The following is a 20,745-nucleotide window of genomic DNA, read 5'->3' as shown; positions in this document are numbered from 1 at the left end:
GCTCGGGACAGGGGAAGGGGCGCTCACAGGGAGCTCCCGACGGCGAAGAGCACGCCGGAGTACCGGGTGAGGGTGCTGATGTTCAGCTCCGTCTCAGCGCACACGTCCGTGCACAGGCCGGTGTAGCTGGAGGCGGGCTTCGCGGTGGTCGCGGTGAAGGTGCGCAGGCGCACCACCGGGGACCAGCCCTCCTCGCCGGGGAGCGCGGAGAACAGGTACACGGGCGTCTCCGACGTGGGCGCGCCCGTCGGCGGGCTCACCAGCACGCCGTCCATCACCTTCAGGTTGCCCTGGTCATCCACGGGGATTTCGCCGCCGTCCAGGTACGCCAGCTGCAGGCCGCGGTACCAGCCGCCCTGGGACGTGAAGGCGGAGTCGGCGCGCAGCGGGTTGAGGTTCGCGGACACGTCGATGATGGCGCGCAGCGCAATCGTCGTGTCGCCCGCGCCGCCGCCGAAGTTCCCCTTGGTGAGGGAGGCCGCGTCCTTGATGGCGTTGCACTGCTCGGAGGACGTGCCGTTCCAGCGCGTCACCTTCACCAGCGGGACCACCGGCGGCGTCGTGTTGCCCGTGACGGTCAGCGGCAGGTTCGTGAAGACGGGCCACTGCACCGTCTCCGGGTAGTTGTCGGTGCGGACGTCGAAGTCCGCCTTGCCGGTGACACAGCCCTCGGCGAACTCATAGGAGGTGTTCACCGCGCGCGCGGCGGGCACGTACGGCCGGCCGTCCGCGTCCACGGGGACGCCCGCGTTGGTGATGACGCCCCGGTCGTCCTTGCGCTCGGTGGCGACCTGTCCCAGGTTGTAGAAGGGCACGTTGGTGCCCCGCACCCGGGCCGTCGTGGGCCGGTAGTTGCCGCTGGTCGGCCGGAACTTGGTGTCGAGCGTCGAGGCATCGATGACGCCCTGGTAACGGTCGCCGACCTCATCGGTCGACTCACCACAGGACACACTCAGGGCTGCCACGAGCCCGAGCGCGCACTTCATTTTTGTCTGCACGGAAAATACCTCTGGGGATGGGGACGAGGTGGCGGCCCTCTAGCACGAGTGGCCGGTCCAGAGGTATCAGTTGCGTGCCGTCTCCATGACACTCACACGATTCTGCTGATGCAGCAGGATTACATCCCGACGACGCTTGTCGGGCTTGTGGTAAGGCGTGCCCGGCATGTTCGCGCAGCAGACCGACCCTCATTCCTCACGCATCCTCGGCTTCGCCGCCTTCTCCGTCGCGGTCCACGTCGGAGTCGTGGCCGCGCTGGTGTTGTTCGTGAAGCCCATGGTCCTCGAGACGGAGGAGCCCATCGACGTGGTGCTCAACCTCGTCAAGGCCCCTCCTCCGCCCCCTCCGCCTCCTCCTCCCCCCGCGGCGCGCAAGACGACGCCGCGCACGGAGGTGAAGAAGCCCAAGACGGAGCTGCGTCAACCGGTTGAGGTCAAACCCGTTGTCGAGCAGAAGCCGGTCGAGGTGGAGCCTGAGCCCGAGCCGGAGCCCGCGGCGCCAGAGGAAGGCGGCGTGGAGGGTGGGGTGGAGGGCGGTGTCGCCGGAGGCGTGGTGGGTGGGGTGGTGGGCGGCGTCGTGGGCGGTGCCGTGGGTGGCACGGGGCCGGCCGAGCCGGTGAAGCCCAAGAACGTCCCGCCCTTCGTCATCCAGCGGGACGTGGTGCGGCAGACGGCGCCGCGCCTGTCGGAGGTCTTCAAGCAGGGCCACCGGGGGCAGACGCTGCAGGGCATCTACAAGGTCTGCGTGGCCACCAATGGCAGCGTCTATGAGGTCACGCCGGTGAAGTCCGTGCCCGGCGCGGATGAGGACATCATCAAGGGGCTCAAGTCGGGCTGGGAGTACAAGCCCCAGAAGGTCCCCGTGTGCTTCCTCTACAACATCCCCATCACCATCCAGTAGGCGCGGGGCCCCTGGCGCGGGCCTCAGGGGACGTCGACCGTGAAGGACAGCGGTGGGCCGAAGGCCTGACCGTCGCGGTGCAGCCTCCAGCGGTAGGTGGTGCGTCCCGGTGACGTCGGCGCGGTGTGAGTGAAGACGAACGTCTTCCGCTGCCCCAGGTGGATGGCTTCCCCCGGGGAGAGTCCCAGGTCCGCGGTCTGGTCGAGCGACGTGGCGCGCAGGCCGCCGCGGTCGCTCCAGGCCGTGGTGCCGGTGTTCTCCAGCGTCACCGTTCCCTGGAACGGCTGGCCGGCCTGGACCTCGAGCGCCCCTTCGGTGGTGACGACGCGTGCGTCCAGCGCGGGCGTGTCCAGGAAGGCGCCGAGCAATTGCTGGCGGAAGGGGAGGAAGGCCGTCGTCAGGGACGGGGACAGGGGGTAGTGCGAGTCCGGTCCGGGCGTCGGCAGTGGTGACAGGATGTCCTGTGTCTGGACGAAGCGCAGGAAGGCGAGAGGGAAGACGCCCGGGGCTCCCCCCAGCTCCGTGCCCCGGCTGAGGTCGTGGCAGCCGCCGCAGGACAGCGCCTGGGCGCGGGCCACCAGGTGACGGGGCGTCAGCGGGCTGCCGATGCGCAGCAGCTCGGCCTGGAGCGCTTCGGTGAAGGGGGTGGGCGCGGCGGTCTTGTCGAACTCGGCGAGGAAGTCGTCCACGCTGCCGAAGGACGGCATGGAGCTGCTCTGCGCGGCGTTGAAGACGTCCGGGACGGCGTAGTTGAAGCGGTTGAAGTCATCCACCGCGAGGGCCTCCACCTGGGTGACGAAGAAGTCCCGGAAGGCCACCGCGAGGGGGTGGGTATTCTGGAGGTTGAAGAAGTCTCCCCGGGGCGTCGACTTCACCGTGGTGGGGAGGAATCGCAAGGTGCAGCCCGTGGCGTCGCACTGCCGCTTCAGCTTGAACTCGCGCAGCATCCACGGGTTGGGCGCGCCGATGCCCGCCTGCATGAACATGTTGACGCGCACCTGCCCGAGGCCCGCGGGGTTGTCCCCATAGTGTTGGGGGTGGATGACGGGCGGGATTCCCGGGGCCAGGCCCTCGAAGAAGAGCGCGTCCAGGAGCGCCCGCCGCTCGGCGGCGTCCTCCAGGGTGGAGAGTGCTGCCCACGCCTGGGCCACCGGACGGCAACCCTCCAGCCCCAGCTCGGGTGAGGGATTGGGGAGCGCGCCCTCCAGGATGAAGCGGTTGCGGGAGCGCACCTGCGGGGCCGGGACGAACCGCGCGAAGGACATGCGGTACTCGCCGCAGTGGGCGCCGTCCACCGGAGCCAGGTCGAAGCGGTTGAAGAGGCCCACGAGCACATACCGGTCGAGCGCGGCCGTCGTGGTGCTCGCCTCGGTGCCCTCGAGGGTCCGGCAGGGATAGGGCGCGCCGTTGACGGTGTTCCCGTCGTCGGAGCAATGGGGACCTCCGGGAAGGTCCGGCTGGCCGGGCGCGGGGTTCTGCGTGTCCCAGAGCTGGCGGAAGAGCTGCTCCGCGGTGAAGCCCGTGCCCCCGGCCTGCCGCACCAGCTGCTCGAACACGCGGCGCGCGGTGATGGGCGACACGGTGGCGTGGTCGGAGAGGGCCAGCGAGCGCAGCGGGTCCAGCGTCGTCGCGGTGAGGGATGCGCGATGGGCGAGCGGACTGGTGTGGAGTCCTCCGCGCTCGGAGTGCAGGGATTGGGCGAGCACGGGCGTGGCTTTGAGCAGGAGGAGGCCCGCCACGAGGGCAGGCGACGCGAGGCGTTGGCGGCTGGGCATGCGAGAGGCTCCAGGGGAGGGCGGGGTGTCTGGGCAATCATTCGGGAAGGGCGAGGCCTTGAAATCCTCCCCAACCCAGGCGGGTCAGCGCTGACAAGGGCGTCTGGCGCGCACCGATGCCCACCGTGGGCAGGGTTTGCGGGTTCGCCTAGAGTCAAAGCCTTCCACATCCGAGAGGTCTTCACCTGGACCTGGCAACACTGAACAAGCTCCTGACGGTTGGCGTACAGAACGGCGCTTCGGACATCCACTTCAGGCCCGGCGACCCGCCCATCTACCGGGTGAACGGCGTGCTGCGCCCGCTGAAGATGGAGAAGCTCCACGCGGACCACACCCGCCAGGTGGCCATCCACGTCATCTCCGACCCGGCCATCAAGCCGCAGATCGACCAGCTGCAGGAGTGCGACGCCTCGTACAGCCTCCCGGGGGTCGCGCGCTTCCGCGTCAACATCTACCGGCAGCGCGGCTCGCTGGCGTGCATCCTGCGCATCATCCCGGATGAGATTCCCACCATCGACGGGCTGGGCCTGCCGCAGGTGCTCAAGAAGATCGCAGGCAACGAGCGCGGGCTGGTGCTGGTGACGGGCGCGACGGGCTCGGGCAAGAGCTCCACGCTGGCGTCGATGATCGACCACATCAACCGCACGGAGAACCTGCACGTCCTCACCATCGAGGACCCCATCGAGTTCATCTACAAGAACATCAAGTCCTCCATCTCCCAGCGGGAGATCGGCCCGGACACCAAGGGCTTCGCCATCGCCCTGCGCGCGGCGCTGCGCCAGGACCCGGACGTCATCCTGGTGGGCGAGATGCGCGACACGGAGACCATCGACATCGCGCTGAAGGCCTCGGAGACGGGCCACCTGGTGCTCTCCACGGTGCACACCACGGACGCCTCGCGCACCATCAACCGCCTGGTGTCGGTGTTCCCCGCCGAGGAGCAGACCATGGTGCGCATGCGCCTGGCGGACTGCCTCAAGGGGACCATCTCCCAGCGCCTGTTGCCCCGCGCCAGCGGCAAGGGCCGCACGGTGGCGCTGGAGATCATGGTGCAGACCAAGACGGTGGAGCAGTACATCCGGGATGACCGCGCCAGCGAGCTCAAGGATGTCATCGAGAAGGGCCGCGACATGTTCGGCATGCAGTCCTTCGACCAGCACCTGACGCAGCTGTACCGCGAGGGCATCATCACCCTGGAGACGGCGCAGAGCGCGGCCTCCAACCCCGCCGACTTCCAGCGGGCGCTCGAGTTCGATTGACGGCCGTGCGCGGCAGCGCCCGGAGCGGGGTGGCTCCGGGCGCTGGAGTGGACCTCAGGGCGCGGTCCAGATGGCGGCGATGCCTTCGTTCTCGGAGGCGCCACCCGTCGTGTCGACGAAGAGGGACCGGATGGGCTTGCTCGACTGGAAGCCCACGAACTCGAAGGTGTGGGTGTTCGTGTCGAGGGCCGCGTCCTCGATGACCTCCTGGGTGGCGTCCGTGAAGGTCAACGTCACCTTGTGCACCGCCCGATGGTTGGTGAGCAGCTCCAGTCCCACCGCCGAGACGGGCCTGAGGAAGGCCAGCTCGAAGTCGTCCTCGCCGTTGACGATGAGGGTGGGCTTCACGGGGAGGGGGTTGGTGTTGTTGTGGTTCCAGCCGGGCCCGACGAAGCAGAGCCAGTTGTTCGTGCTGGCGCGGGGCGCCAGGACGTTGACGGTGGGCGCGCTGGCGCCCCACGGCAGGTCGACCCCCGGCGGCGTCCGCACGCAACTGGAGGCGGCGCCCGACGGATGGTCGGGGTACGCGTCGAACGCATTCACGGGGAATGGCAGCAAGGTGGCCCCGGTGGCCGCGGTGAAGTCCACCTGCTGGGTGAAGACCTGGGACAGCCCCTCTCTCCGCGTGGCGAGCGGTTCCGCTTCCTCGTCCTGCATCGGAGCCCCGCATGAGAGCAGGATGCCACAACCCAGAATCCACATCGAACCGCGAACGTTCATCGCCGCTGCTCCTTGGAGGGTGTCTGAAGATGGGTATTGCGTGGCTCAGCCTGCGAGAGAACCGGTGCCGCGACAAGGTGCTGGATGCATGTTTTCTCGGGTTCCGAGGTGACGGTGTGTCACCTCGCCGTAGCGAAGGTGGCGCTCCTGGCCGCCGTGGAACAGACCCGGGAGGCCTCACGCCGAAGCACGGCTTGACCGGGGCGCCGCCCCTCGGGGGGGCGCGACTTGAGGGATGGGCGGATGGCTGTGATTGGACGCGACCTGGGACGTGCCATGCCCCGTTCGGGGTGAGGGGCCCTGCTCTGGATGATAAGGATTTCCACCCTGGCGCGGGGTTGACCCACGTCGTGTCCGTCTGGCTTGGTGTCTCTTCCATCCCCTCTCAGTGGAGGTCGAGTGACGAACCTGGCACGCGTGTGTCTTGTCCCGCTGATGCTGACATCCCTCTTGTGGAGCGCCTGTGGCGCCGAACCCGCCGCGCCCCCGGAGGCGCCGCCGGCCCCGAGCGCCGCGAAGCGACGCTTCGTCCCGGGGCAGGCCATCGTGAAGCTCAAGGACTCGGTCCGGGGCCTCTCCGGTGACGCGCTCCCCACCGTGCGAGGGTTCCGCTCCACGCACGTCCAGGCGCTCTCGAGTGGCGCGGTGGTGATGTCATTGGAGCCGGAGGCGGGGCGCCCGGCGGCGTCCATCGCGGAGGAGGAGGCGCGCACGCTGGAGGCCATCGCCGCGCTGCGCGAGGACCCGGGCGTGGAGTACGCGCACGAGAACCTGTACCTGGAGTTCTTCGCCACGCCGTCGGACCCGCTCTACCCGCTGCAGTGGAACGCCCCGGCCATCGGCCTGCCCTCGGCGTGGAACACCGTCACGGGCAACGTGAAGATCGCCGTGCTGGACACGGGCCGGCTGGACCACCCCGACCTGCAGGGCGCGTGGACCCCGGGCTACGACTTCGGCGAGGGGGACGCGGACCCCTACGACACGAACACCTACCACCACGGCGTCCACGTGGCGGGCATCCTCGCGGCGCGCGCGAACAACGGCGTGGGCGGGGCGGGCATCTGCTGGGGCTGTCAGCTCATGCCCGTCAAGGTCTCCAACACGGGCAACGGCGTCACCCTGGCCACCGTGGACGAGGCCATCCGGTACGCGGCGGACCACGGCGCGCGCGTCATCAACATGAGCTTCGGCACGGCGTATGACGCCGGCAATCCCTCCGCCATCTATCCCTGCTCGAACTATCCCGACATCCAGAGCGCGGTGAGCTACGCCGTCTCCAGGAACGTGGTGGTGGTGGCCGCCGCGGGCAATGACGGCGTGCAGGGCTTCCAGGCCGCGAACGTCACGCCGGCCTCCTGCAACGGCGTGCTCGCCGTGGGCGCCACCACGAAGACGAACACGCGGGCGGCGTGGAGCAACGGGGGCTCCCGGGTGGACCTGATGGCGCCGGGCGGCACCGCCAGCTCCGGCTTCTTCGGCGAGGGCATCGGCTGTCCCGCCAATGACCCCAACACGTGGGACCCGTACTCGGGCACGGACCAGATTGTCGCGCCCTGGGCCATCGGCAAGCCGCACGGCGCGCTGCTGACAGGGGATTACTGCCACCGCTACCTGAGCGGGACGTCCATGGCGGCGCCGCACGTGGCGGGCCTCGCGGCGCTCATCCTGTCGCAGAAGCCGTCCATGACCCCCGCGCAGGTCGCCGCGCGCCTCAGGAGCACGGCGACGCTGGTTCCGGGCTGTGGCTCCCACTGCGGCTCCGGCCTCATCAACGCGGCCGCGGCCGTCTACACGAACCTGCCGCCGCGCCCCCAGCAGGGCACCTGGTACAACGCCTCGCGCCCGGGCAACGGGCTGGACATCCAGCACACCGCGCCCGACGCGCTCTACGTCACCTGGTACACGTACACCGCCTCGGGCACCCCCATCTGGTACGTGAGCCACCTGCAGGCCGAGCCCGGCGAGTGGCGGGGAGCTTTGCTGCGCGCGTCGTGGAATGGCTCGAGCGCGACGCTGACGACGGTGGGCGGCATGCGCTTCACGCACAGCGCCGGAGCGTGGACCTTCCACTGGAGCCTGGGGGCGCTGTCGGGCAGTGAGCCGGTGCAGTTCTTCGCGTTCGCCAGCGGCACGCCGGTGATGAACCTGACGGGGGCCTGGTACCAGGCGACCGAGTCCGGCTGGGGCGCCACGGTCCACAGCATGGGCAACACCCACTTCGCCAACGTCACCGTCTATCAGGGCAGCACGCCCGTGTGGGTGCAGGGCGTGGCGACCAGCCCCTCTACGACGCTGTCGTTCCCGCTGACGTATGTCACCGGCACGAACCTCTGCCCGGGCTGCGGCGGCACGCCGTCCACGTCGTCCATCCCCGTGGGCACGCTCTCCGTCTCCGGCTCGGTGGGAGCGCCCGGCGCCGTGTCCTCGTCCCTATCGCTGAGCTTCCCGGGTGGGACGTGGAACCGCCCGTCGTTCACCTTCAGCCGGCTGACGGGGCCGTAGTCCCTGTGACACCTCCGCTCCGGAGGGACGGTGCCTTCCGGAGCGGGGCGTGTGGGCGCTACGGCCTGCAGTGGGATTGCAGGTCCAGGCCCAGGTCGAGGTAGGCGCGCGCGCCGCTCTTCCAGAACTTGCGCATCACGTGCTCTGCCTGGGGCATGGTGCGCGTGGTGCCCGAGCCGCAGACCTCCGTCTTGATGATGGGTGCGTACGCCTCGAAGACGGCCTGGTCGAGGAACGCGCTGCCGTCCCCCGCGGACATGTGGCAGGTGCGGCAGTAGGGCTTCACGACGCCGTTGTAGAGCGCCAGTCCCTTCTGCTTCGTCTGCTTCCACTGAGGGGGCACGTAGGTGTCATTGGCCATCGCCGTCACGTCGCTCACCGCCTTGGGTGCGTACATGCCGGTGATGAAGTCGGTGATGGCCGCCGTGGGCGAGGTCCTGGTGATGAGGTCGTTGAGGGAGCGCAGCGCGTTGGCCTGCTCGGCGTAGGTGAAGCCCGGGGCGTTGGAGTACCGGAAGCTGAAGACGTCGAAGGGCAGGAACTTCGCCTGGCCGGACACGGAGTTGTTGACCGGGTTGTACGTCGCCCGGATGCCATGGCACGTCAGGCAGTTGCCGGGCACGAAGGTGTTGTCGGCCGCGTTGTCGAGCTGCGCCTTGGGGGCCAGCGCGCCCTGGGCGTCGTACACCATGAACTGGACGCTGTTGGCGGTGTTCGCGGGCGGGGTGAAGACCATGGCCACGGTGGCGAACTCGTTCGTCCGGCTCACCGCGTCCGCGAGCGCGATGGCGGAGCTGCCGCCGAAGACGGGCACGCCGTTGAGCTGCTCGGCGTAGTTGCTCACGTAGCAGGCGACGCCATTGGGCTGCGACGGCACGGGGAAGGAGCGGCAGTGCATCTCCCGGCCAATCCCCAGGTCACCGTCGTTGTAGTAGGTCGCGGTGACCTCGCTGTTGGGGAAGCCGAACTTCGTGCGGAAGGCGGCGAGCGTCGCGGGCGCCTGGATCTGCGCGTAGTACTGCAGCGTCTCCGCCTCCTCCGCGGCCGCGCTCGGGAGGTTGCTCTGCTTCTTGCCCAGGAACACCGTGCGCGCGCCCGGGGCCGCGTCGACGGGGCTGTTGCGGGTGGAGACCAGCGCGGAGCGGTTGAGGCCCACGCCCTGGCACTCGGTGCCGAGCACGTTCCAGGGCTCGTTGACGTTGGCGGCGAAGCAGTCCGGGTAGGTGATGTCGTCGAAGGTGTAGAGCGTGGTGTCGCCGTCGGGGTCCTTGGCCACCGCGCGCACCTTCACCAGGCCGCCGGTGGACCAGCGCAGCGAGAAGCCGATGTGCGGCACCGGCGCGGCGGTGACGCTCCAGTGGAAGAGCGGGTCGGTGCTGTTGAACGAGGTGGGGGTGGTGACCGTCGTCGCCGTGGCGAACTGGGTCCAGTTGGAGTCCAGGGTCGGGTCCAGGCCTGGATTGTTCATGACCTGGAGCGAGATGGGGATGTTGGGTTCGGGGTAGTAGCCCTCGAACCGGAAGGTCTCGCCAATCACCGGGTCCCCGGTGGTGGTGCCGTTGTGCGGGCCGGTCATGCAGGCCGTGGCGGCCACCAACGAGAGACACACGAGCGCGAGACGCCGGGATGGAATCGGCGACATGGACGGAAGCTCCTTCTCGGGGAAGGTGCCCGGAATGGGCTCGTCCCTTGTCCCTGAACGGAGCTCGCCCGGAATTCCCCTCACCGGCGCGTGCGGGACTTCATGTGCTCCCGGTGGACGTCGCGGGGCGGAGCTCCGACAGGGCCGAGCTCCAGGCCTCCAGCGCGGCGTCGAGGTCCTCCTCGGAGGTCTGGAGTCCCAGGCTGAAGCGCAGGGCGGAGTCCGCGCGCCATGGCGCCCCGGGGAACGCGGCGGCCACCACGGGAGAGGCCACCACGCGCGCCTGCTGACACGCGGAGGTCCTCGCCACGCACAGGCCGCGCAGGTCGAGCGCGGTCTCCATCCTGCGTGCCTCCACGCCAGGCACCGAGACATCCAGGATGGGGCCCACCCAGTCGGGCCCCGTGTTGTGGACGAGGTCCGGGCAGCTTCGCTGGAGCCCCGCGAGCAGCCGCTCCGCCTGGGCCCTCGCTCGCGGCAGTCCTTCGCGCAGGGCAGGGGCGCGGACGCGGCAGGCCGCGCCCATGCCGATGGCGGCAATCCAGGGCGGTGTCCCGGGGGCTTCGGGGAAGCGCGGCTCGCGTCTGCCCGCGGGAGCGAAGGCCAGCTCGCGAGGCACGCGCAGCGCCGCGACACCCGGAGGTCCTCCGAGCTTCTGGGAGGCGCAGGCGAGGAAGACGCGAGGCGCGAGCAGGGGGCGGAGGTCTCTCCAGGCCGCCGCCTGCACCGCGTCCACCACCCACCAGGCGCTGGGAGCCAGCGCCAGCAGCGGCGCGAGGTCGGGGGCGGTGCCCAGCTCCTGGTTCATCGCGGACAGGGCCACCACGGCGGCGCCCTCGAGCAGCGGAGCGGCGACGGTGGGCGTCAGGCTTCCGCCCGGCTGGGACAGCCAGCGCACCTCACGGCCGGAGGACTCGGCTTGCTCGACGACGTTTCGTACGGCGGGGTGCTCCAGGCGACTGGAGACGAGGGGGCCCGAGCAGAGGGACAGGGCCGAGCGCAAGGCGCGTCCCAGCGCGGCCGAGCCGCTGGCTTCCCACCGCAGCTCGGCGTGGAGGCAGCCCAGGTAGCTGGACACCTCGATGCGGGCCTGGTCCAGCGCGGCGCGGGCCTTGCGTCCCGCCGCGTGCACGGAGGAGGGGTTGCTTGCGCCCTCGCGCATCGCGCTCAGCATGGCTTCCAGTGCGGCTTCATGCACGGGCGTGGAGGCCGCGTGGTCCAGGTACGTCATGCCGTGACTCTATCGCGCCGCCCCGCCGTCAACGCCAGCCGCGCTCCTTCACGAGGGTGGACAGGCGCTCATGGTCACGAGGCGAGGTCGCCAGTCGGACGGTGGCCCCCTTCGATTCGAGGAGGATGTTCATGTCTTCCCATGCGCCCGCGCGGTAGGACCGTCCCGGTTCCAGGCCGGGCAGGTGCTTCACCGTCGCGGGAAGCTCCCTGGCACCCGGGCTCGTGCGGAGCGGGATGCTGTCGCCAGGGAGTGGCTCGAATGAGAGGGATTGAAGCCCCTGGGCGTGGGTCATCCAATGGATGAGCGCGTCGAAGGTCCGGAACACCAGTCGCTCCCCGGGACGCTGGGACCAGGCCTCGGAGGGGAGGGCCCACACGTCCTCGGTGAGCTGGAGGGTGCCGGGAGACAGTCTGGGAAAAGGCTGGGTGGCCCCTGGCAACTGGTCCGGTGAAGGCTTGCTCCGCCAGGTCGTGTGAAGCCAGTCGGAGAAGGCCAGGGAGAGCAGCTGCGTGCCCGCCCAGCTCAGGTAGTCAGGGGTGCTGGGCTCCAGCGTGCCCCGGTCCGCCGAGATTCCGAGCATGGAGGGCCGCTCGGGATGGGTCGACTCGTCGGTGATGGCGAAGCCGACGCCCTGAGGGTCTTCGTAGGCGAGCCGGAACTGTCTGGGGAGGTCCTCGAGGTCGAGCCGGAACGTGTCGCTCCAGGAGCGGTACTCGGTCAGCAGCCGCTTCACTTCCTTGCGGCCCTTGGCGAGCTCCGGCTCACCGAGGAACCCGGCGAAGAGCGGAGACCAGCCCACCGGTTCCCAGAAGGCGCGGAGCGTGGCGGGCTCCTTGTCGCCCAGCTCCACGTCCCTGCGAGACGACGCGAAGTCCTTCAACCGGGTGGCGAGCAGTTGGTGCAACCCGGTCGCCTCCTGACGGATGGTCAGGGCCTCCTCAGAGACGGCAGGGGCCTTCGCGGGGCGCTTGCTCCGAGGGGCCCGTGTGGAGGGCGCGGGTGCTTCAGGTGGGGGGCCCGCCCAGGGGTCCTTGTTCGGAGCAACCTTCTGCCGGACACGAGCCTTGTGGGCCTTGAGCCATTCCAGCATCTGGGGGCCGTGTTGCGCCTCCACGAGCACGCTGAGCGTGGGGGAGGGGGGATGCCGGGATATCCAGACATGCATCCCGTCGATGATGCCGAAGGCATGATGGCGCGGCGCTTCCTTCGGGGACGACTGGGAGGTGAAGGCTCGCAGTCCTGGCAGGGTGGGGTGCTCGGGCTCCAGCTCCTTGCCTCCGTCTGTCATGAAGGTGAAGCCGGAGCCGGGAGGGCCCAGGGTGGGGAGCTGCTCCGTGGGCACCGAGAGGGCGAAGTCGACGTAGTGGGCGAACGAGCGGAAGACGAAGTTCGTCAAGGCCTGGGGAGGCGGCGGCTTGCCGTGGAGGTGGCGTGGGTCGTGGCCCAATCCCCAGACGCCATCGCCCAGCTCCCAGAGGCCGGTGAAGAGCGGTGCGAAGGGGGCGGGTCCTTTCAACGGGGGACCGGGCAGCACCAGGGCCCTGCGCAGCGACATCACCCTCAGGATGGTGGCATGGACCACGGCATCCACATAGCTGGGGCACGACATCACCGGCGTGGGTGACTCCGGTCGCACTTCGAAGACAGGAGGGTCTTCGGCGTCGGAGGTTTCGTCCGCATAGGCGAGGGCCGAGGTGAAGGCATAGACGATGCGAAGCTTGCGGGGCAGCCTGCTCCAGGGCGGCCCCTCGTCGGCCTTCAATCCCCAACTGGCGCGGGTCCGGGCGTTGTCGAACCAGCGCTCGAACACGGGCCGGGCCACGGCGAGGCCTGCTTCCCGCTCCGGCCGTATGGACACGGGCACGGTGCCGCCGCCTCCGGTGGCGGTGCTCCAACCCGTGGCCTCCCAGAGGGCCTTCACGCGCGCGGGCGCGTCTGCTTCCAGGACGCAGGGCGCGCGGGTGCTTTGGTGGAGCGGACAGACCTCATCCAGCCATCGTGAGAAGGCTTCGGCGCTGGCTTTCGGAATGCCTGTTTCCGGTCGCCGGATTGATGACATAGCGCTGCCCCTGGCCGAGCAGGTCCGGAGCGCCGGAGCCGGAGGTCGCGGCGGGACTCCATTGGAAGGGACCACCGGTCGTGTAGAGACCAAGGACATCCATCCACTCGACGGGACTGGGGACGTAGGCGTAGTCGTTGAATCCTCCCAGCACCCCGATGGGGTCCGGGCTGATGTATCGGCCGAGGACGGGGTCGTAATAGCGCGCGAAGTTGTAATAGAGACCGGATTCGGCGTCGTAGCTCTGCCCCGGGAAGCCGGGGGCTCCATCGAAGGTCTCCTCCAGGGGCTCGCCCCAGCTTCCGCGGCGGGCGCTCCAGGCGAGGCTGCCGTCCTCGGTCACCCACTCGCTCGTGCTGCCCAAGGCATCGTGCAGGGCGTAGAACGTGGCGGTGTCATCCGCCCTCAACAACGGGGTCGCCTGCTCGGGATGGGTGAGGAAGGTCACCCGCTGCTGGCTCGGGGTGACTTCGTGGAGCAGCCGGGCGTCATCCCAGACATAGCGATGGGTTCCTCGGGGTCCATGCTTCGCGACCCGCCGTCCCATGGCGTCGTAGTCGTAGCTCCAGCGTTCACCATCGGGTCGGACGACGCCGCGCAACTGCCCCAGCGCGTTCCACTCATAGGTCCAGGTCGCGGTGCCTTCCGCTGAGTCCTGGTCGACGTGCTTGCGCGCGAGCCGGCCCTGCGCGTCGTATTCGTAGCGGAGGTGTTCTCCGGGCCTGCTCAAGTGGAGCGTGCGGTTGCCCTGGGCGGTGAGCCGCTCCTCCACCTGGGCGCCCTGGGCGTGCAGCTCCGCCAGGTCCAGGGTGTCCGGCCCCAGGGAGCCCCGCACCAGCATCGACTCGGGGTCCTTCAGCCGCGCCGAGGGGAGTCGCGCGGTGTGGCGTCGATTGCCGCCCGCGTCGTACTCGAAGAGCTCCGCGAGGCCCTGCGTGGGGATGGCGGCCTGCAGGCGGCCCAGCAGGTCGTGCACGAAGCGGGCGGAGCCCGCATCGAGTCCTCGACGAAGTCCAGGTGGCCGCTGGGGTCGTAGTGGTACTTGCGGTGCACGCTGGCAGGGGCGCTGGGGCTCGCGGTGGTCCTCCCGGGGCGACGGGCTCCGCTGTTCGGGGCGACGTACCATTGCTCCAGGACACGCCCCCCGGCGTCGTGGCGCTGCTCATAGGCGCCTCCTCCGGGCAGCTCCCGTCGGACCTCCCGCCCTCGCGCGTCGTGATGGAACCGCAGGGTGTTGTGGGCCTGTTGGACGGAGGTGCAGCGTCCGCCAGGGCTCCAGTCGAACCTCGCCTGGGCCCCCAGGTCGGACTCCAGCCGGATGCGTCGACCCGTGGCGTCGAAGGTGCTGCGGACCGTTTGCCCCGCCTGAATCTCAGCGGTCACCCGGCCATGGAGGTCCCGCTCGAAGCGAAGCTCGGCTTCGTCGGTCCGGATGCAGATGGGCAGGCAGTTGGCGTCGTACGTGTAGACGGTCTCCGCCCCGTCCGGCATCCGGCGCTTCACGAGGTTGTGCCAGCTGTCATAGCCATACTCGACGCGGCTGCCCGTGGTGTCCTCCACCGCGACGAGGTTGCCCGCGGCATCGAACTCATACTTCATGGCGGTGCCGTCCCAGTGGCGGCGCTCGATGGGGCGGCCCAGCACGTCGTAGAACCACTGGAGCTGGTTTCCACGGGGGTCGGTGATGGAGAGAAGCCGACCCGGCTCCGTGTCCCATTCGAAGTGCAGCCGGGTCCCGTCCGCCTGGACCGCTTCGATGACCTGGCCGCAGGCGTTGTAGCGTCGTCGGGCGGTCCTGCCGGTGGCGTCTCGGCTGAGCGTCTGCCGTCCTCCCGCGTCGTACTCGAAGTGGACGACCTGGCCGTTCGGGTCCTCGAAGGACTCGACATTCCCGGCTCGGTCATAGGTGGTCCGCGAGGTGCCACCCGAAGGGTCCCTCAGGCGCGTGAGGCGCCCATACCCGTCATGCTCCGCGGACCAGGCGTGACCATCCGGGTCGAGGGTCTGCTGGAGATTGCCGTGGGAATCCCAGAGGTGCTGGGTCATCGCGCCGAGCGGGTTGATGATGCGCACCAGCTCGCACGAGGCGTTGTATTCGTAGTGCCATTCATGGCCCAGCGGGTTGATGGAGTGCACCAGGCACCCCACGCATCATGGGCATAGCGCCAGGACTTGCCTGAGTGGTCCGTGAACTTCACCGGGCGGTGCCGGTCATCGTATTCGATACACAGCTCGCGCCCGTCCGGATAGGAGGCGGCGCAGGGATGCCCCGCTTCGTCATAACGCAGGGTGCTGCGGTTCCCATTGACGTCCGTGATGGCCACCAGTCGCCCGAGGTCATCGAAGGTATAGGCGGCGCGGGTGCCCAGCGGCGTGAGCAGGCTCGTCACCTGGCCGGCCTCGTTGTACTCGTAGCGGGTCCGCTCGCCGTGGCTGTCCGAGACGTCGGTGACTCTGCGGGCCGGGTCGTAACGCAGCAGCCGCTCCTCGAAGCGGTCCGTGCCGGAGGCCTGGATGCAGCGCCCCTGGGCGTCGTGGCGGAAGGTATAGACGGCGCCCGTGGCCTTGGCCTCCGAGAGCATCCGGTGGTGGGCGTCATAGCCGTAGTCCGCCACCACGCCGATGCGGTCGGTCACCTGGATGAGATTGCCGCGGGCGTCGTAGGTGTAGCGCGCGACGAGCTCCTTGGGCGGCCCCTCGAGCCAGACCGCCACGAGGCGGCCCTGCGGGGTGGATTCGAGGCGGAGCGCGCGACCCGAGCGTGCATGGATGACCCGCTTGAGCGGGCCCGTGGAGCTGTACTCGAAGCGCAATCGGGCCTGGGGACTGAGCCCCAGGGACTCCAATCGGTAGCGCGTGGACTTGGGGCGGCGCCTGAAGTGCAAGACCCACTGGGGATGCGGGCCGCCGTAGTGCTGGAGCTCCAGGTCGTCTCGGGTGCCCCGCAGCTCCATCTGATGCGCAGGGCTGAGCAGCTTGCCACAGGTGTCGAAGCTGCCTTTCGAGTCCTCGAGCGGGTGTTCGACCCCCTGCGGGTCGAGATAGGCGAACCCCTCCAATGTCTGACGGAGCTCGTGTTGGAAGCCATGGCGCCACCCGGGGCCCAGCGGCGCCTCGGCGGTCTGGGTGATGAGCGCGGTGCTATAGAACCGCTCGAAGACGAGCGGAAGCGTGCCTGGGATGGCGAAGTCGAGCCAGGTGTTGAAGAGAACCCCTGACGCGACGTCCACAGGGTGTCCGACCGAGACGCGTCCACTGGCGCTCATGGGGCCTCGCGCAGGTTCGACTGCCTTTGCGGGTGACTATTCTTCCTTTCCCTTGTCGTTGTCCAGGCGGGCCCCTGCCTGGGACTGTCGAGATGAGCCTTTCGCCGGAGGGGCAACAAGCCGAAGCCGGGGCCCGCATGGGCCCCGGCTCCAGGTGTCCCGCGTCTGGTTCAGTAGTTGGCCCAGGGGTTGGAAATCACGTACATGCGCATGTCGCGGTGGGCGCAGAACGTGCGGCGCGCGACCAGGTGCTTGGGCTGCCCGGCGACGGCGCGGACCAGCAGGTAGCTGGCGTTGCTGCCGCCATTGTTCGCGAGCGGCCAGTCACCGATGAAGGGCGCGGCCGGGGTGAAGTTGTGGTTGGACCAGTTCCAGGAGAAGCCGCTGCCGGCCCAGTCCTCGGTGATGGCCCAGGAGGCCGTCGGTCCCCCCTGGATGAAGAACCACTCGTCCCGTCCATCCACGGAGTCGAGGTTGCCCGTCAGGAGCGCGTCCTGGGGGCCCTGCGGATAGCCCACGCCACCGATGTGGTTGGCGCCGTACGTGCTCCAGCCCCACGCGAATTCGCCGTTGACGTAGTGGAAGGTCGTCGCCCAGCTGGCGAGCCCCAGCAGCTCCTCCTTGCCGTCACCGTTGGTGTCGCCGCCGTTGCGCAGGTGGTGGCGGTAGCCGTACATGCCATGCGCCGTGTTGCCCTGGGTGCTCCAGAGCCAATCCCAGCCCGTGCCCGCCGCGTTGAGGCGGAAGAGGGTGATCCACCCGCTCGCGCTCACGCCGACAAGCTCATCCTTCTGGGCGGGAGCCGCCAGGTCGAAGTTGCCGGAGACGAGGTAACCGCCCCCGTTGGAGTGGGCGAAGAGCTGGTCGGACGTGCTGCCGTAGCTGCTCCAGCCCCAGTTCCAGGTGCCGTTGTCGAAGTGGAACAGCGTGACCCAGGAGGCGACCCCCAGGGCCTCGTCCTTGCCGTCCCCGTCGAAGTCACCGATGACCAGGTTGTTGCGATAGTCGTAGATGCCGCCGCCCGCGCTGGGGGAGCCGTTGTTGCTCCAGCCCCACTGCCAGTCGCCGTTGCGGTAGTGGAACATCGTCATCCAGCCATTGGTGTCCACGCCGAGCAGGTCCTCGGTGCCGTCGCCATCGAAGTCACCGACATAGTGCTTCGCATAGGCGGCGACGCCGCCCTGGCTCGTCGCCGTCCAGACCTTGTTCCAGCCGGGGCTCTGGCCGTTGACGGCGACCGTGGTGGTGCTCTGGTCGATGAGCTGGCCCATGATGTTCTGGATGGAGAGCGTCACCGTGACGCTCTGGCCCGGCGCGAGTCCGGAGGGGATGATGCCGCTCAGGGACACGGTCGCCGAGCCGGAGATGGGCTGGAAGGCGCCCACGGCGATGCCATTCCAGGCGGCCTGGAGGTTCTGCACGGTGAAGGCGCCGGACTGTGACAGGGTCATCCGGTACATCCCCGTCGCGAGCCCGGACGAGGTGCCGCTGTAGTTCACGAAGTTCTGGCCGGAGTTCGCCAGCGTTCCCGCGCAGAACGTCACCACCGCGGCGTGGGAGACCGTGGGCAGCACGAGCGCGAGCACGAGCGTGCACAGCCTGAGCAGGGGAGGGGCGGACCTTTGCATGAAGAGCCTCGAGGGGAAGTCCCGCGCGGGGTTGCGCGGGGCTCGCGACACGAAGCACTCCATGTGCCATGGGACGTGGACTCGGATTGCGGAACGAGGGGCGCCCCGTGCTGTCACCTCCGGGGACACACGACCCTCGGCCGCTGTGGCGAGGCCCGCTACACGAAGGCGGATGACACACGCCGCCGCACGGCGGGGTGGACGTTCGAGTCCACCACGCCAGGCAGGAGGATTACTGCTGCCCGGCTCGGCCCATGGGCAGCTCGCCCGGACGCACGCCGGGTCGGCTCACCACGCTCGTGAGCCCGGTTCTCGAGGACGTGACGGTGTAGTCACCCCCCGCCGCGGGAGTGCTCGTGCGAGGCCGGTAGACCGCGAAGTCCGTCTTCCCATCGCCGTCGTAGTCGCCCGTGACGGGGACGTCACCGACCCCTCCGAGGAACTTCACATGGGATGTCCCCGTGGAGCTGTGGATGACGGTGAAGTAGCCCCCTCCGTCATTCGCCGGCCAGCGTGGGGTGTAGACCGCCAGGTCGCTGAACCCGTCGCCGTCGTAGTCGCCCACGACGGGGAGGTCCCCCACCTGTCCCATCGTGTCCCAATCCCATATCGCGGATTGACTCTTCCTCACGGTGAACCAGCCGCCCCAGCCCGAGCCGTCCTTGGCCTTGTGCAGGGCGTAGTCGTCCTTGCCGTCGTGATCGAAGTCACCGACGACCGGCGTGTCGTCGGGCTCGCCCATGAGGAACGTCCGAGGGGGGCCGCCGGTCAGGCTCGAGTGCCAGACGAACTGGCCATACATCCACTGGGACGTTTCGGATTGGAACTGCGGGGTCGCGAAGCGCTCGTAGACCGCGATGTCCGTGATGCCATCTCCGTCGTAGTCCGCGGCGAGCGGAATGGCGCCGGGCTTGCCCAGGTCGAACCAGCTCCAGTGCTGCCCCCGGCTCCGCCACACCGTGAAGTACCCGGGCGTCCCGGCGTCCGGGGCCGGGGTGTAGACGACGTAGTCCGCGATGCCATCTCCGTCGTAGTCACCCGTGAGCGAGACATCTCCAGGCATTCCGCCCGCGAAGCGCATGAGCCGTGGCAGCGAGCTGGCCTGGACGGTGAGCATGCCCGCCTGGGGCAGGATGGGCGATGGCCAGTACCACGTGAAGTCGGACGTCCCATCTCCGTCGAAGTCGTCCTTGCGCCGCTGCTGGGGAAGGTCCGTGTAGACGTGGACCTCCCAGGGGCCGAAGGTGTCCGTCCAGCCATTCAGGGGGGTGCTGTAGGGGATGGGGCCGCGCTGCTCGAAGAGGACGCGGGCTGGCGTCCCGGCGTTCCAGCCCACTGGCACGATATTGCCGGTGACCGGGGTCGGCGTGCTGTTGGCGACGATGACGGTGCGGCGGTGCCCGACCTTGCGCTGGATGCCCACGAGCCCGGTGGGGAGCGTCACGGCCCCTCGGATGTCGGAAACCAGGGCGGGCTCCAGGAAGCGAAGCTGGGCCGCGACCTTCTTGATGTCCCACCAGAGCTGTGAGTCCCGCGGGATGACATCCGTTCCCCACCAGAAGATGCCGCGCGCGCGCTGGATGATGGAGGAATAGGCCATGTAGCGGGTCTCCGTGTAGTTGGGGCGCCGGCCTAACTTGTCGTTCACTTCGTCCCAATCACAGCACTCCGCAATCCCTTGCCCTTGGAGCACCATCAGGATGGGCCCCTTGGGCGTATAGGGGGCCACGAAGTCATCGTCGTAGAGCGCGCGCATGGCCTCGGCGGTCTCCGCGGGTGCATTCAGGGGCGCCAGGGGAAATGGCGGGGAGGTACCGTCAGGCAGGAGGGGGACGGGATACCGGTCCTGTCCCCAGGCGTTCGCGGCGGCCATCCATTTGCGATACTGCGCGGGTGGGAAGCCTGGCACGTCCGCCCACGGCGGGACTCCCACGGACGCGTTGGTTGCGGCGACCTCCGTGTAATAGACGGGATGGGCAGGATCCCGGCTGTTGACGAACTGGCGGAAGCTCACCGCGGCGTCGAAGGTGGGGAGGCGCGCTCTCAGCGCGGCGGTCGCGCCCGCGTCGATGACGCCGTCGGTTCGCACGAGCTGTCCGCCGCCCTCCATGTTCCAGCCCATCTCGTCCATGGAGTCGTAGCCGAGGAGCGCTGGCTTGTTCTTCAGCTCCTGGATCTTGAGGTCCAGGTCGCTGCCGACATGGTGTTGGGCATCCTTCTCCCGCACCCAGTGCCGCTCGCTGCCTGCCTCCTCGAGACGCTTCCAATTCCAGGCCTTGCCGAGGACGTGCACGCCATGCTGTTCGAACTTGTCCAGGTCGGCGGCGGTCAGGTCGGGGAGTTCGTGGATGATGGTGTTGAAGCCCACGCGCCCCAATTCCCCCTGCGCGAGGTCTGACTTGTTGATGTTGGGTCTGTCTCTAGCAGGGCCGCCATCTGGCGTGCTGGCCGTGGTGGGATAGTCGAAGACCCCGATCACGAAGAAGCGTTTGCCTTCGTGAATCCAGAAGGGTCCTTCAGGAGGGATTTCGGAGGGGTCCTCGGGGTCGGTGGTATTGCAGATGGGGCGGGGATCGGCGGGGACGCACGCGGGGTCCGCGGCGGAGAGCTGGGGCAGGACCACGCCCAGTGCGGCGAGCCCTCCCGCCAGCAGCAATCTGCGACTTCGGGAAGGTTCTCTTGGGTTGGGGCGCATGGCCGCGTCTTACACCGAGGCTGTGTTCTGGGGATGCAATGATTTGCATTGCGTCACACCCGCCTT

The 20,745-nt window shown here is 69.0% G+C and carries 14 protein-coding genes; 3 read left to right on the top strand and 11 right to left on the bottom strand.

Annotated features, from left to right (window positions below):
* Nucleotides 1-23 precede the first annotated feature (23 nt).
* A complete protein-coding gene (locus AC6JA9_RS30750; protein WP_223745409.1) occupies nt 24-965 on the bottom strand; it encodes a hypothetical protein in 942 nt (313 codons plus the stop codon).
* Between the two features lie 199 nt (nt 966-1,164).
* Here AC6JA9_RS30750 and AC6JA9_RS30745 point away from each other — a divergent pair, with 199 nt between their 5' ends.
* The gene (locus tag AC6JA9_RS30745; RefSeq protein ID WP_223745410.1) at nt 1,165-1,899 is read left to right on the top strand and encodes a PaxA; all 735 of its coding nucleotides are present in this window, start codon (nt 1,165-1,167) and stop codon (nt 1,897-1,899) included.
* Between the two features lie 23 nt (nt 1,900-1,922).
* Here AC6JA9_RS30745 and AC6JA9_RS30740 read toward each other — a convergent pair whose 3' ends face one another.
* Nucleotides 1,923-3,674 carry an NBR1-Ig-like domain-containing protein gene (locus tag AC6JA9_RS30740; protein ID WP_497958256.1) on the bottom strand — a complete coding sequence of 584 codons (1,752 nt, stop codon included), beginning with the start codon at nt 3,672-3,674 and terminating at the stop codon, nt 1,923-1,925.
* Nucleotides 3,675-3,859: 185 nt separating this feature from the next.
* On the opposite strand from AC6JA9_RS30740, the gene AC6JA9_RS30735 reads away from it, so the two are divergent.
* Nucleotides 3,860-4,933: a type IV pilus twitching motility protein PilT gene (locus AC6JA9_RS30735; RefSeq protein ID WP_141325658.1), complete on the top strand. Its 1,074-nt coding sequence runs from the start codon at nt 3,860-3,862 to the stop codon at nt 4,931-4,933.
* Nucleotides 4,934-4,987: 54 nt separating this feature from the next.
* Here the strand turns inward: AC6JA9_RS30735 and AC6JA9_RS30730 are convergent, their stop codons facing one another.
* Nucleotides 4,988-5,653: a hypothetical protein gene (locus AC6JA9_RS30730; protein ID WP_223781965.1), complete on the bottom strand. Its 666-nt coding sequence runs from the start codon at nt 5,651-5,653 to the stop codon at nt 4,988-4,990.
* A gap of 399 nt (nt 5,654-6,052) precedes the next feature.
* Between AC6JA9_RS30730 and AC6JA9_RS30725 the strand changes: the two genes are divergently transcribed.
* The gene (locus AC6JA9_RS30725) at nt 6,053-8,155 is read left to right on the top strand and encodes a S8 family peptidase (protein WP_497958255.1); all 2,103 of its coding nucleotides are present in this window, start codon (nt 6,053-6,055) and stop codon (nt 8,153-8,155) included.
* Between the two features lie 58 nt (nt 8,156-8,213).
* Here AC6JA9_RS30725 and AC6JA9_RS30720 read toward each other — a convergent pair whose 3' ends face one another.
* The 8 genes from AC6JA9_RS30720 to AC6JA9_RS30685 form a co-directional block, all read right to left on the bottom strand.
* Nucleotides 8,214-9,797 (bottom strand): hypothetical protein, encoded by a 1,584-nt coding sequence (locus AC6JA9_RS30720; protein WP_223745413.1) that lies wholly within the window; start codon nt 9,795-9,797, stop codon nt 8,214-8,216.
* 100 nt (nt 9,798-9,897) lie between these two features.
* On the bottom strand, nt 9,898-11,028 hold the full coding sequence (locus AC6JA9_RS30715) for a cysteine desulfurase family protein (RefSeq protein ID WP_223745414.1): 1,131 nt from the start codon (nt 11,026-11,028) through the stop codon (nt 9,898-9,900).
* Between the two features lie 28 nt (nt 11,029-11,056).
* Nucleotides 11,057-12,952 carry a hypothetical protein gene (locus AC6JA9_RS30710; RefSeq protein WP_497958254.1) on the bottom strand — a complete coding sequence of 632 codons (1,896 nt, stop codon included), beginning with the start codon at nt 12,950-12,952 and terminating at the stop codon, nt 11,057-11,059.
* A 64-nt stretch (nt 12,953-13,016) separates the two neighbouring features.
* Nucleotides 13,017-14,057, bottom strand: a complete 1,041-nt coding sequence (locus tag AC6JA9_RS30705) for an RHS repeat domain-containing protein (protein ID WP_497960785.1) — start codon at nt 14,055-14,057, stop codon at nt 13,017-13,019.
* Entirely contained in the window at nt 13,946-15,226 is a 1,281-nt protein-coding gene (locus AC6JA9_RS30700) for a hypothetical protein (protein WP_497958253.1), read from the bottom strand. The genes AC6JA9_RS30705 and AC6JA9_RS30700 overlap by 112 nt, the downstream gene beginning before the upstream one ends.
* On the bottom strand, nt 15,133-16,356 hold the full coding sequence (locus tag AC6JA9_RS30695; RefSeq protein WP_255652570.1) for a DUF6531 domain-containing protein: 1,224 nt from the start codon (nt 16,354-16,356) through the stop codon (nt 15,133-15,135). The genes AC6JA9_RS30700 and AC6JA9_RS30695 overlap by 94 nt, the downstream gene beginning before the upstream one ends.
* A gap of 170 nt (nt 16,357-16,526) precedes the next feature.
* Nucleotides 16,527-17,984 carry an FG-GAP repeat domain-containing protein gene (locus AC6JA9_RS30690; RefSeq protein ID WP_497958252.1) on the bottom strand — a complete coding sequence of 486 codons (1,458 nt, stop codon included), beginning with the start codon at nt 17,982-17,984 and terminating at the stop codon, nt 16,527-16,529.
* 232 nt (nt 17,985-18,216) lie between these two features.
* Complete coding sequence (locus tag AC6JA9_RS30685; protein WP_408889668.1) at nt 18,217-20,640, bottom strand: FG-GAP repeat domain-containing protein; 2,424 nt, start codon at nt 20,638-20,640, stop codon at nt 18,217-18,219.
* Nucleotides 20,641-20,745: the final 105 nt, after the last annotated feature.

Source organism: Myxococcus sp. MH1, assembly GCF_059738865.1.
This window is presented reverse-complemented; position numbering and strand designations above follow the sequence as displayed.